Source organism: Streptomyces sp. NPDC024698, assembly GCF_055559015.1.
This window is the reverse complement of the sequence record NZ_JBVHLK010000008.1, coordinates 258440-273574: the sequence shown is the minus strand read 5'-3', so window position 1 is coordinate 273574 and position 15135 is coordinate 258440. Positions and strand designations below refer to the sequence as shown.

Here is a 15135-nt window from a genome sequence, read left to right as displayed (position 1 = left end):
TCACCTGGCGCAGTGCCCATGATCGTGTGTGAGACTGACAGTGTGCGTGAAATCGGGAAAATCACCGTATTCCTCCTCGATGACCACGAAGTCGTCCGCCGCGGCGTCCACGAACTGCTCTCGACCGAGGACGACATCGAGGTGGTCGGAGAGGCGGGTACGGCGGCCGACGCACTGGTACGGATCCCGGCCACCCGCCCGGACGTCGCCGTCCTCGACGTACGCCTCCCGGACGGCAGCGGGGTGGAAGTCTGCCGCGAGATCCGCTCCGCGGACGAGAGCGTCAAATGCCTGATGCTGACCTCGTACGCCGACGACGAGGCCCTGTTCGACGCGATCATGGCGGGGGCCTCGGGCTATGTCCTGAAGGCCATTCGCGGCCATGAGCTGCTCGCGGCCGTACGGGATGTCGCGGCGGGAAAGTCCTTGCTCGACCCGGCGGCCACCGCGCGTGTCCTGGAACGGCTGAGGAGCGGCGGCACCAAGGACGACGACCGGCTCTCCCGCCTCACCGAGCAGGAACGCAGAATTCTCGACCTGATCGGCGAAGGGCTCACCAATCGCCAGATCGGCGAGCGGCTGCACCTCGCCGAGAAAACGATCAAGAATTATGTGTCGAGCCTGTTGTCCAAACTCGGAATGCAGCGCCGGTCGCAGGCGGCCGCCTATGTGGCGCGCAAACAGGCGGAACAGCAGCACCCCTGAATGCGCCGGGTGAATGCGCCGGTCCGGCGCGAAGGCCCCGGACACGCCGCGCGCGGAAGCCCGTCGTGGGCTCCCGCGCGCGGAAGGTGTCTCTTCCCGGATCCGTCCGGCCGGCCCTGTCGGGTCAGCCCAGGTCACCCGCGGCGGGGGACTCGGTGCCGCCGCCGGCCGGATCGCCGCTCGTCGGCTCCGACGTCGGCGTGCTCGGCTGGGTCGTCGGGGGCGCCGAGGTCGGCGGGGTCTTCGTCGGCTGGTCGGTCGGCTGGTCCGGCGGCGCCTGGGTGGTGGTGTCCTGGGTCGGCTGGTACGACGGCGTGTAGTCCTGGTTCCCGCCGGTGTTTGTCGAGTCGTCCGAGGTGCTGTCGTCCGTGGACTGGTCCGTGGAGTCGTCGCTGGGCTGGTCGGTCGAGTCGTCGGTCTTGCTGGAGTGCGAGACGGTCGGCGACGGCGTGGTGCCGGTCCCCGAGCCCGTGCCGTTGCCCATGTTGTGGAACGCGAGCGCGACACCGCCGGCGATGGCGATCAGCGCGAAGAACGCGAGGAGCCACAGCTTGCCGCGGCCGCTGCCCCGGTTGCCGTGCCCCTCGAAGCCGCCGTCGTCACCGGTCCCGTAGGGCGGGATGAGCGGCGCCGGGATCTGCGTGGTGCCGTAGTCACCGGGGTGCGGCAGCGCCGCCGTACCGGCGAAGCCGCCGACCTGGCCGCGCGGCCCCTCGTGCAGGGTGACCGGGCCGGTGTTCCAGGTGCCGGTGTGGCTGCCCTGGTCGTACAGCATCTGAAGCGCGTACTGGACCAGTCCGCGCATCTCCTCGGCGGTCTGGAACCGGTCGTCCGGATCCTTCGCGAGGGCGCGCATGACGAGCCCGTCGAGCTCCGGCGGCACCTCGCGGTCGACCTCCGAGGGAGGCAGCGGGATGTCCTGGACGTGCTGGTAGACCACCGACAGCGGCGTCTCCCCGGTGAACGGGGGCCGCAGCGCGAGGAGCTCGTAGAGGAGACAGCCGGTCGCGTACAGGTCGGAGCGGTGATCGACGGCCTTGCCGAGCGCCTGCTCCGGGGAGAGGTACTGCGGGGTGCCCATGACCATGCCGGTCTGGGTCATCGTCGACTGCGCGCCGTGCAGGGCACGCGCGATACCGAAGTCCATAACCTTGACCGCGCCGGTCTCCGTGATGATCACGTTCGCCGGCTTGATGTCCCGGTGCACGATCCCGTGCTGGTGCGAGTAGGCCAGCGCCTCCAGGACACCCGAGACGATGATCAGCGCCTGCTCGGGCCCGGGGGCCTCGGCGTTGATCAGCAGATCGCGGATCGTGTGACCCTCGACGATCTCCATGACGATGTACGGGACGACCCCGTGCCCGACCACGTCCTCGCCGGAGTCGTACACGGCCACGACCGCGTGGTGGTTGAGCCCCGCGACCGACTGTGCCTCGCGTGTGAAACGGGCCTTGGACACGGGGTCCTCGGCCAGATCGGCACGGAGCAGCTTCACCGCCACCGTCCGCCCCAGGCGCACGTCCTCGGCGGCGAACACCTCGGCCATGCCACCCCGGCCGAGCCTGTGCGTCAGCCGATACCGGCCGTCGCCGACCAGCCCGCCGTTACCCCACATCTCCGGCGCATCTGACATACCGCCGCCAGTCGCCTCGGGGTCGGACGGGCCCTGAGCGCGCTGCTGCTGTGCCATCAGTCCTCGCCGTCGTTTCTGCCCGCGGTCTGCGCGGTGGTTGTTACGGTCTCCGTCGGGCCACGCTACAGGCTCCACGCATGGCGCCGGTCCGAGATGAGCGTGAGACGGACCGGCCGTCCGACCCACCGGTGCACATTCCGTGTACCGGACGTACGTCACCTGTAACGCTTCCGCGACGCTTCTTTCTCAGACGGTCACGGAACGGGCACCGAGCTTGACGTGTCCGTGCCCTCGGGCAGACTTGGCCCGGAATAAGCCAATCGATCACGGCCGCGGGGGACGCAGAAGATGAGCCAGGACGGCGCACAGGGCCGGTACGCGGGGCGCGCGGTCGCCGGCGGCCGCTACCAGTTGCGCGATCTGCTCGGCGAGGGCGGTATGGCCTCGGTGCACCTCGCCTACGACTCGGTGCTCGACCGGCAGGTCGCCATCAAGACTCTGCACACCGAGCTCGGCCGGGAGCAGGCCTTCCGCGAGCGCTTCCGCCGCGAGGCCCAGTCGGTGGCCAAGCTCACCCACACGAACATCGTCTCGGTCTTCGACACCGGCGAGGACGACCTCGACGGCATGACGACGCCGTACATCGTCATGGAGTACATCGAGGGCAAGCCGCTCGGCTCGGTCCTCGACGCGGACATCCAGCAGTACGGCGCGATGCCCGCCGACAAGGCCCTGAAGATCACCGCGGACGTGCTGGCGGCCCTGGAGATCAGCCACGAGATGGGCCTGGTCCACCGGGACATCAAGCCGGGCAACGTGATGATGACCAAGCGCAACGTCGTCAAGGTCATGGACTTCGGCATCGCCCGCGCGATGCAGTCCGGCGTCACCTCGATGACCCAGACCGGCATGGTCGTCGGCACCCCGCAGTACCTCTCCCCCGAGCAGGCCCTCGGCCGGGGCGTCGACGCCCGGTCCGACCTGTACTCGGTCGGCATCATGCTGTTCCAGCTGGTCACCGGGCGGCTGCCGTTCGAGGCGGACTCCCCGCTGGCCATCGCCTACGCGCATGTCCAGGAGGAGCCGGTCGCGGCCTCCTCGGTCAACCGCTCGCTGCCCCCGGCGGTGGACGCGCTGATCGCCCGCGCGCTGAAGAAGAACCCGAACGAGCGCTTCCCGAGCGCCGAGACCATGCGCGACGAGTGCCTCCGGGTCGCCCAGTCGTTCCAGGCCGTCGCGCCGAACATCGTGCCGGGCGCCCAGACACCGAGCGGTTCGGGTGTCGGCTCCGCCGTGTTCCCGCCGGTCGAGCAGGGCACCCCGGCGCCGGGACCGGTGCAGACGCCGTACCAGCCCGGCCCGTACGGCACGCCGACACCCGCACCGGCGTACGGCTACCCGCAGCAGGGCGGCTACCAGCCCCCGCCGCAGACCTCCGCGTACGCCGGGCAGCACGGACCCTCCACGCCTCCCCCGTACAACCTCTCGCCCCAGCCCGCCGCCGGCGGTTCGGGCGGCGGCAGGAGCAACAAGGCGGTCGTGATCGGGTCGGTCATCGTCGCGCTCGTCGCCGTCGGCGGCCTGATCACGGCGCTCGTCATGAACGGCGGGTCCGGCGACGACAACAAGGGCGGCGGGCAGAGCACCACCAGTTCGTCGTCCACGCCGGTCGTGGGACACAAGGGTGCCGACACCTCGAAGACCATCGACACCGAGAAGTGCACGGACCCGACGGAGTCGTACGACGACCCGAAGAAGATCCAGCTCCCGGACTTCCAGTTCAAGAACCTGAGCTCGGTGAAGTCCTGCTTCCAGGCCGCCGGCTGGCAGATGAAGATCACCCGCGTCGACGAGAACACCTACGGCGAGGACACGATCATGGAGGAGTTCCCCTCCGCCGGCAGTGACCTCGACCCCAAGAGCATGCCCGTGATCGAACTCAAGGTGTCCTCGGGCAACCCGTCCTAGGCTCTGGTCGGACACTGCCGGACAACCCAGGGGCGCTCCGGGTGCCGTCCCGGACGCCTACGGGGCACTCCGGGTGCCGGCTGCGCATGCGGGAACGGGCCCGGCACGTGAGTGCCGGGCCCGTTGTCCTGTCGGGGTGACGCGGGATCGTGGGGATGCGTGGGCGCGGCGGCTCCACCGCCCGCGCAAGGGCAGGTGGGTCCACCCGCGGGGCTACAGGTACGGTCCGCCCGCACGGCCCCCCGTACGGGGGTCCTCGTCGTCCTCCAGACCGCCGACGCCCGGAGGAAGGGCACGGCGCATCTGCTCCAACTGAGCCCTGGCCGCCATCTGCTGGGCGAACAGGGTCGTCTGGATCCCGTGGAAGAGTCCTTCCAGCCAGCCCACCAACTGAGCCTGCGCGATCCGCAGTTCGGCGTCGCTCGGGGTCCCCTCGTCCGTGAACGGCAGGGACAGGCGCTCCAGTTCCTCCACGAGCTCCGGGGCGAGACCGTCCTCCAGCTCCTTGACGGAGCTCGCGTGGATCTCCTTCAGGCGGACCCGGCTGGCCTCGTCCAGGGGTGCGGCGCGCACTTCCTCCAGCAGCTGCTTGATCATGCTGCCGATGCGCATCACCTTGGCCGGCTGCTCCACCATCTCCGTCACCGGGATCTCACGGACGTCCTCGTCCCCGGTGCCGCCGAGCGCCATTCCGTCCTGGCCGACAACCAGGACCTGAGGCTTCTCCGGCGACCGTTCGTTCCTCGGCATCTCCATGCCGCCATTCTCTCGCACCCACGTACTCCATCACGGTGGTGCCCCCCGTACACGGTGATCCACCACCTAGGTCGGCCCAGTTGGCGAATCCGTGCGGTTCCACGGCCTCTGAAGTGCGCGAATGGCAGTGCTTTCGGCCGAGATGCCGGGATCACGACGTCATGTGAGGCTGGTTCCGTCGATCACGGCACCCGTCTTGGCGGAACCTTTCCGGGAGGGGGTCACCGACGTGACTCCATGGCTGCGCACCCTGCCCACGGCCGGACTCCTCGCGGCCGCCCTGCTGAACGCCGGCCCCCTCGCGATCGCCGCCCCGGGCTCCCCGTTCCTCACGTCCAGGCTCCCGGCGGCCCCGGGAGCCCTCGCGTCCACGGCCCTGACGGGCTCGGGCATCCGCTCGTCCACCGTCCTGGCGGCCCCGGGGACCTTCTCGGCCACCCTCCTGGCAGCCCGGGGAGCCCGCTCGCCCGCCGTCCCGGCCGGCTCGGGCGTTTCCTCGTCCGCCGTTCCGGCGCGCTCCGGGAACCTCTCCCGCACCGCTCCCACCGGCTCCGGGGCCCGCTCGGACACCGCCCCCACCGGCTCCGGAAGTCCCTCGAACGGCGGTACGCCCACTCCCTCGGCGGATGCGCGTCCTTCGGCGGACGCGAGCCCTTCGGGGGCCTCGTCCGGCCAGGGGAGCACCTCACCGGCCCCGTCCGCCCGGGGGACCGCCTCCCCGACTCCGTCCGCCCGAGGGACCGGGGGCGGCTCGTCCGGGCCGTCCGCCCACGAGTCCGCGGGCCCGGGGGCGCCCGGCCCCGCCGCCTCGGATCCCGCACGGCCCACCGCCACGGCGGACCCGTCCCGTGCGGGCAGTTACGCGGGCGAGGGGCGCGAGCGGCCCGGCCGGACGGCTGATCCGGACACCACGGCCCGTCAGGACAGCCCCGACACCCCCGACAGCCCGGACCCGGACAGCACCGCCGCCCCGGCCCTCCAGGACACCGCCCCCGCCGCCGACGCCGGACTCACCGAGCCGGACACCGCCCCCGATCCCTCGGGCGGGAACGCGGTCCCCGTCCAGCAGAGCGTGGTCGGCCCCGGCTCCACGCCGGACACGGAACTGGCGATCCTGCCGCTGGGCAGCGGCCTGATCCTCATCGGCCTCGGCCTGGCCCTGGCCTTCCTGGGCCTGCGGGTACGCCGCGCCTGAGGAAGCCCGGGCGAGGCCTGGGGAGCGCTGGGAGGCCCAGGGGAAAACTCGGCAGTCCTGGTGAGCACTGGGGCCCCGAGTAGCCCTGCGGATCGCTGGGGAGCACCGGGGAGCGCTGGGGGGCCTGGCGCGGGGCTCCCTAAGGAGCGACCAGCAGCACCTTTCCGATGTGACTGCTCTCCTCCAGCACCCGGTGCGCGTCGGCCGCTTCGCTCATGGGCAGCTCGCGGTCGACGACCGGACGGACATGGCCGGAGTCGATCAGCGGCCACACATGCTCCCGTACGGCCGCCACGATCGCCGCCTTCTCGCCGAGCGGCCGGGCGCGCAGCGAGGTGGCGCTGACGGCGGCGCGCTTGTTCAGGAGAACGCCGATGTTCAGCTCCGCCTTGAGGCCGCCCTGCATGCCGATGATGGCGAGCCGTCCGTTGACGGCGAGCGCGCGCACGTTGGGGTCGAGGTACTTGGCCCCCATGTTGTCGAGGATGACGTCGGCGCCCGCCCCTCCGGTGGCCCTCTTGATCTCCTCGACGAAGTCCTGCTCGCGGTAGTTGATCAGGATGTCCGCGCCCAGCTCGGCACAGAAGTCGAGCTTCTCCTTCGTACCCGCCGTGACCGCGACCCTCGCTCCGACGGCCTTCGCCAGCTGGATCGCCATGGTGCCGATGCCGCTGGAGCCGCCGTGCACGAGCAGGGTCTCGGCGGGACGCAGATGGGCGACCATGAAGACGTTCGACCAGACCGTGCAGGTCACCTCGGGCAGCGCCGCCGCTTGCCGCAGCTCCAGGCCCGCGGGCACCGGCAGCAGCTGGCCCGCGGGGACGACGACCTTCTGGGCGTATCCGCCGCCCGCGAGGAGCGCGCACACCTCGTCGCCGACCGACCAGCCCAGGACACCCGGGCCGACCGCGGCGACGCGCCCCGAGCATTCGAGTCCGGGGTAGGGGGAGGCGCCGGGCGGCGGGTTGTACAGGCCCTGCCGTTGCAGCAGATCGGCGCGGTTGACGGCGCTGGCCACCACCTCGACCAGCACTTCGCCCTCGGCCGGCACCGGATCGGGAACCTCGTCCCACACCAGCGCCTCGGGCCCACCAGGTTCGGGAATCGTGATCGCGTACATGAGAGGGACGCTACTCCTGGAAGGTTCCGTCCAGTCCTGCGGCAGGGGCCGGTTAGTCGCGCGGCAGGGTCCGTCTAGTCCTGCGGCAAGGGCCGGTGGCCCGGCATCATCCGGGTGCTGCGCGTGACCCGGGCGATCGTGATCAGCCGGTCCATCGGCTCCAGCGCGCCGACGTCCGGATCGTCGTATCCGAGCACGCGATGCCCTCGTACGACACTGACCACCAGGTCCGTCGTCTCGCGGGCGCCGAGGCCCACCTCGGCCTTGGTGACGGGCCGCTCCACGATGTCGAGCCCGCTGCCCTGATGGATCAGGTCCTCCATCACCATGCCCGCCGCGGGGCTGAGCACGGAGAGCCCGAGCAGCCGGCCGGCCGCGCTGGCGCTGGTGATGACCGCGTCGGCGCCGGACTGCCGGAGCAGCGGCGCGTTCTCCTCCTCACGGACCGCGGCGACGATCTTCGCTCCGCGATTGAGCTGCCGCGCCGTCAAGGTGACCAGGACCGCGGTGTCGTCCCGCTGGGTGGCGATGATGATCTGTCGCGCCTTGTGGACCTCGGCCCGCATCAGCACGTCGCTGCGGGTGGCGTCCCCGATCACTCCCGCGTATCCCTCGGCCGTCGCCGCGTCCACCACCCGGGAACTCGGGTCGACGACCACGACCTGTTCCTTCTTGAGCCCGGTCGCGCAGACGGTCTCGATGGCCGACCGCCCCTTGGTCCCGAACCCGACAACGACGGTGTGTTCTCTCAAGGTCGCCTTCCAGCGGTTCAGTCGCCACTCCTCCCGGGTGCGCTCCGTGAGGACCTCCAGGGTGGTGCCGACCAGGATGATCAGGAACAGGACCCGCAGGGGAGTGATGACGAGGATGTTGATGAGCCGGGCGATGTCACTGGTCGGGGTGATGTCGCCGTATCCGGTGGTGGAGAGGGTGACCGTCGCGTAGTAGAAGGCATCGAGCATGTCGACGCTGCCGTCGGAGTTGTCGGTGTAGCCGCCGCGGTCGGCCCAGACGATGAGCGCGGTGAGCACGAGCAGCAGCAGCGCCACCGCCAGCCGCTTCGCCACCTGCCGAAGAGGCCGCTGCACGACCTTCTGCGGCAGCTTCACCTGGTAGGTCACGAGATGTTCGTCGGCCTGGCGGGCGATCGTGTCATCGCCCGGAAGTTTCACGTGAAACACTCCCCGCTCGGATTCGTGCCGTTCATGCGCTGGACCGGTTCAGACGAAGCAGGCGTCGATCCCCGCGGCGGCCCAGGGCAGATCGATCAGGTCCAGCTCCCGCCCGGCCCGTGCCCCTCCCGGCGGTACGACCGCGAGCCCGTCGGCGGCGGCGATGCCCCGCAGCATCGCCGGGCCGTTGTAGTGCAGCGGCGTGGCCCGTTCACCGCGCAGCGAGACGGGGATGAGGCGGGTGTCGTACGGGTGCCCCTGGACGGCTTCTCCGAGAGGCAGCGTGTACGGCTCCGGGGCCGCGCGTCCGGCCAGTGTGCGCAGCATCGGCTCGGCCAGCGTGAGCAGTCCTGAGACGGCGGCGAGGGGGTTGCCGGGCAGGCCGACGAGGTGCTGGTTCTCCTGGGTGCGGGCCAGCAGCATCGGGTGCCCCGGCCGGACCTTGACGCCGTCCACCAGCAGTTCGGCGCCGATCCGGCGCAGGGTGGGGTGGACATGGTCGACCGGGCCGCCCGCGGTGCCGCCGGTGGTGACAATCAGGTCGGCCCGGGAGGCGGTGATCGCCTTGTGCAGTGCCTTGGCGTCGTCCCCGAGCCTGCGGACCGCGACGACCTCGGCGCCCAGCGCCCGCAGCCACGGCGGCAGCATGGGTCCGAGCGCGTCCCGGATGAGTCCCTCGCGGGGCAGTCCCCCGGTGAGCAGTTCGTCGCCGAGGACGAGAACCTCGGCGCGCGGGCGGGGGACGACGGCGAGCGTGTCGTAGCCGGCGGCCGCCGCGAGGCCCAGCACGGCCGGGGTGACCAGAGCTCCGAGAGGCAGCAGTTGGTCGCCGCTGCGGCACTCCTGGCCGCGCGGGCGGATGTCCTGACCGTGCGCGAGCGCCAGGACTCCCCGGGAACGGGCGGAGCCCTGCTCGTGGGGGACTCCCGCGTGCAGGCGTCCCTTGTCGTCGAGGCGGCCGTGCTCGCTGCGCAGAACGGCGGTCGCGTCCCGGGGGACCCGCGCCCCGGTGGCGATCCGGACCGCCTCGCCGTCGCCGAGCCGCTCCGGCTCCGCGTGTCCGGCGAGCACGCCGTCCTCCCGCACCTCCCAGGGACCGGGTCCGGCGACGGCCCAGCCGTCCATCGCCGAGGTGTCGAAGGAGGGAAGGTCGGTGAGCGCCGTCAGGGGAGCGGCGATGACGAGGCCGAGGGCGGCGTCGAGGGGGACCGGGACGGGGGTCCGACGGGGCAGGGAGCGGGCGGCCCGTTCGGCGATCGCACGGGCCTCCGGCCAGGGGGTGGCGTGGTGACGGGGGTGCTTGCCCCCGCCGCCGTCCTGGGCGCCCGGTACCGGGACCGCCGGGTCGGTTCCCTGGGGTCCCGGGACGGCACGTCCGGCCTGGCCGGGTTCGCCGGACGCGTGGGCGCTCACGCCCTTGACCAGGGCGAGCGCCTCCTCGACGTCGAAGTCGTCGGCGTCCTGACTGTCCTGGCCGGTCCTGGTGGAGCGGGCGGCGGTCATCCGGCGTCCGGCTCGGTGGCGGGCGGTGCGGCGTCCGGCCGGGCTTCGGGGGCCTCGGGCCGGGCTTCGGGGGCGCCCGGCCGGGCGTCCGGGGTGTCCTCGTCGGCCCAGCGGAGCGCGAGCGCGGCGGCCTTGCGGGCGGCCTCGGCGACCGCCTCCGGGCCTCCGCCGGCCCGCGCGGCCGCGTATCCGACGAGGAACGTGGTCAGCGGCGCGGCCGGCCTGGCGACGCCGTGCGCGGCGTCGCGGGCCAGGTCGAGCAGTACACCGGTGTCGACGTCCAGGTCGATGCCCAGCTCGTCCTTGACTGCGGAAATCCATTCATCCAGCACGTGCCCATGCTCCCTGATGCGTGCTCGAGCGGCGGCGATGTCGTCCCAGGTGTCGCAGTCGAAGGACGCGACGGGGTCGGTGACGCGAGTGAGGTCGAGAGCGGCGACGAGCCGCCGCAGCGGCAGCCCGGCGAGGCTGCCGTGCGCGGCGGCGAGCACGTCCAGCTCCCGCCTCAGCGCCTCGGCGCGGTAGACGGCCACGAGCGGCTGATCCCGCCCGCCGGAGTCGGTGAGGAGCACTCCGTCGGGGCGGGCGTGGCCCCCGTCGCGGCGGGGGGCGTGGTCGGTGCCGCGGGGAGCGTGGTCGGCGCCGCGGGTGCGGTGCCCGGCGGAACCGGTGCCGGTGTGGGTGTGGGCGGCGGCCGACTGGGGGGCCTGGGGAGCGGTGGGGGTCTCCTGTGGGGCGGTGCCCGTGCGCAGGGTGTCCAGCAGGCGCCGGACCGTCTTCTCCTCCAGGAACGGCAGGTCGGCCGAGAGCACGAGGACGTGCGGGGCCTCGGTCCGCCGCAGCCCTGCGTCCAGCGCGGCGAGCGGTCCCCCGCCCGGCGGGTCCTCGCGCGCCCACTCCACGGGGCGCGCGGTGGGCCTGGGCCCGGCCACGACCACCGTGCGGGTGGCATCGGCACAAGCGGCCAGGACCCGGTCCAGCAGCGTTCGTCCGCCCACGCGCACGCCGGGCTTGTCCTCGCCGCCGAGCCGCCGGGCGGCACCGCCCGCGAGCACGACGGCGTCGTACGCGGTGTCGCTGCCCCCCGGGCCGGTGTCGGCCCCGAGGCTGCCCCGCGGGCCGGTGTCGGCACCCAGGCCATCCCGCGGGCCGCGGCTTCCAGGTCGCCCGGTCGCGCCCTCGGGCTCGTACGCGGTCATGCCCCGAGTATGGGCGTCCGAGGAATCGGCGCCACCCTCGGGGCACGGCACGGGTACCGGTGTGACCGGGCCCCACGTCCTACAGAGTGCGCAGCAGCACCGCCGGCTGTTCCACGCAGTCCGCCACATATCTCAGGAACCCGCCCGCCGTACCGCCGTCGCAGACCCGGTGGTCGAAGGAGAGCGAGAGCTGGACGATCTGACGCACCGCCAACTCCCCCTCGTGGACCCAGGGCTTGGGGATGATGCGGCCGACGCCGAGCATGGCCGCCTCGGGGTGGTTGATGATCGGTGTGGAACCGTCGACGCCGAACACGCCGTAGTTGTTCAGCGTGAAGGTGCCGCCGGTGAGGTCCGCCGGCGTCAGGGTCCCGGCCCGTGCCGCCTCGGTCAGCCGGCCGAACTCCGCGCTCAGTCCCTCCGCGTCCCGTGTGTGCGCGTCCCGCACGACCGGGACGACGAGCCCGCGCTCGGTCTGCGCCGCGAAGCCCAGATGCACCTGGTCGAGCCTGACGATCTCGCGGGCGTCCAGGTCGACCGTCGAGTTGAGCTCGGGGAAACGGTCCAGGGCCGCCGTGCAGATCCGGGCCAGCAGCGCCAGCAGCGAGATCTTCGGACCGCCCGCCGCGTTCATCGCCCTGCGGGCCCGCATGAGCTCCGTGGCGTCGGCGTCCACCCAGCAGGTCGCGTCGGGGATCTCGCGCCGGCTGCGGGAGAGCTTGTCGGCGACGGCACCGCGGACCCCGCGAAGGGGGACACGGACACCCTGCGGGGTCGCGCCCCGGGAGACACCGGACGCTCCGGGCACCACCGCCGCGATGTCCGCATAAGAGGTCACCTGCTCGGACAGACCGTCGTGCGAGGGCTCCGCGACGGACGCGCCGGAGGCGGACGCCGAGGCGTGGTGCGGCTCGGAGCCGGCGGACGACCGCAGCCGGCCGGTCGCCGCCGCGCGCAGCGCGTACTCGACGTCGGCCCGCAGGATGAGCCCCTCGGGGCCGGAACCGTGCAGCTCCCGCAGGTCCACGCCGTTCTCCCGGGCGAGCCGCCGCACGAGGGGCGAGATGACGGGCACGGGACCCTCGCCCCGCGAGGGGGCGGCGCCGTCGTGGGCGGCCCGCGGCACACCTGCCGTGACCGGCGCCACGGCGGCGACGGGTTCGGGGCGGACCGGCTCCCGCCTGGCCGGCTCGGGCCGGGCGGGCGCGCTGCCCGTGCCCGCGCGGGACGGCGCCCCGGCCGGTCCCGCGGCCACGGCACCGCCGGAGGGGCGCACCCTGCGGCGGCGCGCCGGGGGCGCGCCCGTTCCGTAGCCCACCAGCACGTTCCCGGAGCCCTCGTCGCTCCGCTCGTCCTCGCCGGTCCCGGTCCCGCCGTCCTCGGCCGGACCTCCGACGGCGACGGTCATCAGCGGTGCCCCGACGGGCATTTCCGTGCCCTCCTCGCCGAAGCGGGCGGTGACCACGCCGGCGTAGGGGCAGGGGACCTCGACCATCGCCTTGGCCGTCTCGACCTCGACGACGAGCTGGTCGACGGCGACGACGTCACCGACCTCCACCAGCCAGCGGACGATCTCCGCCTCGGTGAGTCCCTCCCCGAGGTCGGGGAGCTTGAACTCCAGCACCTGTGCCATCAGCCCTGCGCCTCCCATTGCAGCCGTCCCACGGCGTCCAGGATCCGGTCGACGCCGGGCAGGTGGTGCCGCTCCAGCATCGGCGGCGGATACGGGATGTCGAATCCGGCGACGCGCAGCACCGGCGCCTCCAGGTGGTGGAAGCAGCGCTCCGTGACGCGGGCCGCGATCTCCCCGCCCGGTCCTCCGAACCCGCCCGACTCGTGCACGACGACCGCTCGTCCGGTCCGCCGCACCGAGGCCGCGACCGTCTCGTCGTCGAACGGCACCAGGGAGCGCAGGTCGACGACTTCGAGGTCCCAGCCCTCGGCCCGCGCGGCCTCGGCGGCTTCGAGGCAGACGGGAACGGAGGGTCCGTACGTGATGAGGGTGGCGCTCCGGCCCGGGCGCCGCACCACGGCGCGGCCTATCGGCTCAACGGCCGGCGGCTCGTCCGGGTTCCAGGAATCCTTCGACCAGTACAGCCTCTTGGGCTCCAGGAAGACCACCGGGTCGTCCGAGGCGATGGCCTCGCGCAGCAGTCCGTACGCGTCGGAGACGGTCGCGGGCATGACGACATGGAGACCGGGGGTCGCCATGTAGTACGCCTCGGAGGAGTCGCTGTGGTGCTCGACGCCGCCGATGCCACCGCCGTACGGGACGCGGATCGTGATGGGCAGGGGCATGGCGCCCCGCGTGCGGTTGCGCATCTTGGCCACGTGCGAGATGAGCTGCTCGAACGCCGGGTAGGCGAACGCGTCGAACTGCATCTCGACGACCGGCCGCAGGCCGTACATGGCCATGCCGACCGCCGCGCCGAGGATGCCCGCCTCGGCGAGCGGGGTGTCCGTGCAGCGGTCGTCGCCGAACTCCTTGGCGAGCCCGTCGGTGACCCGGAAGACACCGCCGAGCGTGCCGACGTCCTCGCCCATGACATGGACGGACGGGTCGGCGGCCATGGCGTCGCGCAGGGCGCGCCCGAGCGCCTGCGCCATCGTGGCCGGTTTGAGGGCAACCGTGGTCATCGCCCGGCTCCTTCCGGGCCGTGCGGGCCCGCTCCGAGCGTGCCGTCCGCCTCGGCGTCCAGCTCCGCTCTCAACTGACTCTCCTGCTCAAGCAGTTGAGGAGTGGGGTGGGCATACACATGGGCGAACAGGTCCATGGGGTCGAGCACCGGGTCCTGGTTCATGCGCTCGCGCAGGTCCGCGGCCATCGCCTCGGCGTCGTCGCGCACCGCCTGGAGCCCGGCCTCGTCGAGCAGTCCGCGCTCGGTCAGCTCACGCTCGACCAGGGCGACGGGGTCGTGCGCGCGCCAGGCCTCGACCTCGGCGTCGCCCCGGTAGCGGGTGGCGTCGTCGGCGTTGGTGTGGGCGTCGATGCGGTACGTGACGGCCTCGACGAGGGTGGGACCGCCGCCCGCGCGCGCGTGGGCGATGGCCTCGCTCAGCACCTGGTGCACGGCCACCGCGTCGTTGCCGTCGACCAGGCGGCCCGGCATCCCGTAGCCGACGGCCTTGTGGGCCAGCGACGGGGCGGCGGTCTGCTTGGCGAGCGGCACGGAGATGGCGAAGCCGTTGTTCTGCACGAGGAAGACGACGGGCGCCTGCCAGACGGCGGCGAAGTTCAGCGCCTCGTGGAAGTCGCCCTCGCTGGTGCCGCCGTCGCCGACCAGGGCGAGCGCGACCACGTCGTCGCCCTTGAGGCGGGCGGCGTGCGCGAGGCCCACGGCGTGCGGGAGCTGGGTCGCGAGGGGGGTGCTCAGGGGCGCGACGCGGTGCTCGTGCGGGTCGTAGCCGGTGTGCCAGTCGCCGCGCAGGAGCGTGAGGGCCTGGACGGGGTCGAGGCCGCGGGCCACGGCGGCGAGGGTGTCGCGGTAGCTCGGGAAGAGCCAGTCGCGCTCCTCCAGCACGAGCGCGGCGGCGACCTCGCAGGCCTCCTGTCCGGTGCTGGACGGGTACACGGCCAGACGGCCCTGCTTGGTGAGAGCGGTGGCCTGGACGTTGTACCTGCGGCCGCGCACCAGCTCCCTGTGCAGACGGCACAGCAGGTCCGGGTCGGCCTTGGCGGCCTCGTCGGTGCCGAGGACGCGGTGGGGCAGCGCGTCGGGCAGCAGCGGCGCGGGGTCGGTGCGGGGCTGCCAGGCGGGCGGCGGCGTGGGCCGGTGGGCCCCTCGCTGCTCCATGACCGTCATGACGGCACCTCCTCGTGGGAGCGGCTTCGGACGCGACACGGGTGTGATGCGCCTCACCTACCGATTGTTCGGTCGTCGGCA

Annotated in this window: 12 protein-coding genes; 3 read left to right on the top strand and 9 right to left on the bottom strand. The window is 72.7% G+C overall.

Annotated features, from left to right (window positions below; all coding sequences use genetic code 11):
• Positions 1-42 precede the first annotated feature (42 nt).
• Positions 43-705: a response regulator gene (locus tag ACZ4AA_RS20975; protein ID WP_467604137.1), complete on the top strand. Its 663-nt coding sequence runs from the start codon at positions 43-45 to the stop codon at positions 703-705.
• Positions 706-829: 124 nt separating this feature from the next.
• Here the strand turns inward: ACZ4AA_RS20975 and ACZ4AA_RS20970 are convergent, their stop codons facing one another.
• Positions 830-2395: a protein kinase domain-containing protein gene (locus ACZ4AA_RS20970; RefSeq protein ID WP_467604134.1), complete on the bottom strand. Its 1566-nt coding sequence runs from the start codon at positions 2393-2395 to the stop codon at positions 830-832.
• Between the two features lie 291 nt (positions 2396-2686).
• Between ACZ4AA_RS20970 and ACZ4AA_RS20965 the strand changes: the two genes are divergently transcribed.
• Positions 2687-4306: a protein kinase domain-containing protein gene (locus ACZ4AA_RS20965; protein WP_467604131.1), complete on the top strand. Its 1620-nt coding sequence runs from the start codon at positions 2687-2689 to the stop codon at positions 4304-4306.
• A gap of 213 nt (positions 4307-4519) precedes the next feature.
• On the opposite strand, the gene ACZ4AA_RS20960 is transcribed toward ACZ4AA_RS20965, so the two are convergent.
• Complete coding sequence (locus ACZ4AA_RS20960; protein WP_467604129.1) at positions 4520-5062, bottom strand: bacterial proteasome activator family protein; 543 nt, start codon at positions 5060-5062, stop codon at positions 4520-4522.
• Between the two features lie 229 nt (positions 5063-5291).
• Here ACZ4AA_RS20960 and ACZ4AA_RS20955 point away from each other — a divergent pair, with 229 nt between their 5' ends.
• Positions 5292-6257 carry a hypothetical protein gene (locus tag ACZ4AA_RS20955; RefSeq protein ID WP_467604127.1) on the top strand — a complete coding sequence of 322 codons (966 nt, stop codon included), beginning with the start codon at positions 5292-5294 and terminating at the stop codon, positions 6255-6257.
• Positions 6258-6396: 139 nt separating this feature from the next.
• Here the strand turns inward: ACZ4AA_RS20955 and ACZ4AA_RS20950 are convergent, their stop codons facing one another.
• From ACZ4AA_RS20950 to pdhA, 7 genes are all read right to left on the bottom strand, one after another.
• Positions 6397-7377, bottom strand: coding sequence for an NAD(P)H-quinone oxidoreductase (locus tag ACZ4AA_RS20950; protein WP_467604123.1), 981 nt, complete (start codon positions 7375-7377; stop codon positions 6397-6399).
• A gap of 74 nt (positions 7378-7451) precedes the next feature.
• On the bottom strand, positions 7452-8558 hold the full coding sequence (locus ACZ4AA_RS20945; protein WP_467604121.1) for a potassium channel family protein: 1107 nt from the start codon (positions 8556-8558) through the stop codon (positions 7452-7454).
• 39 nt (positions 8559-8597) lie between these two features.
• Positions 8598-10052: a molybdopterin molybdotransferase MoeA gene (locus tag ACZ4AA_RS20940; protein WP_467604118.1), complete on the bottom strand. Its 1455-nt coding sequence runs from the start codon at positions 10050-10052 to the stop codon at positions 8598-8600.
• The gene (locus ACZ4AA_RS20935) at positions 10049-11251 is read right to left on the bottom strand and encodes an NTP transferase domain-containing protein (protein WP_467604115.1); all 1203 of its coding nucleotides are present in this window, start codon (positions 11249-11251) and stop codon (positions 10049-10051) included. Before ACZ4AA_RS20935 ends, ACZ4AA_RS20940 begins: the two co-directional genes overlap by 4 nt.
• A 79-nt stretch (positions 11252-11330) precedes the next feature.
• Entirely contained in the window at positions 11331-12884 is a 1554-nt protein-coding gene (locus ACZ4AA_RS20930; RefSeq protein WP_467604112.1) for a dihydrolipoamide acetyltransferase family protein, read from the bottom strand.
• The gene (locus tag ACZ4AA_RS20925; protein WP_467604108.1) at positions 12884-13888 is read right to left on the bottom strand and encodes an alpha-ketoacid dehydrogenase subunit beta; all 1005 of its coding nucleotides are present in this window, start codon (positions 13886-13888) and stop codon (positions 12884-12886) included. The genes ACZ4AA_RS20930 and ACZ4AA_RS20925 overlap by 1 nt, the downstream gene beginning before the upstream one ends.
• The gene (pdhA, locus tag ACZ4AA_RS20920; protein ID WP_467604105.1) at positions 13885-15054 is read right to left on the bottom strand and encodes a pyruvate dehydrogenase (acetyl-transferring) E1 component subunit alpha; all 1170 of its coding nucleotides are present in this window, start codon (positions 15052-15054) and stop codon (positions 13885-13887) included. Before pdhA ends, ACZ4AA_RS20925 begins: the two co-directional genes overlap by 4 nt.
• Between the last annotated feature and the right edge of the window lie 81 nt (positions 15055-15135).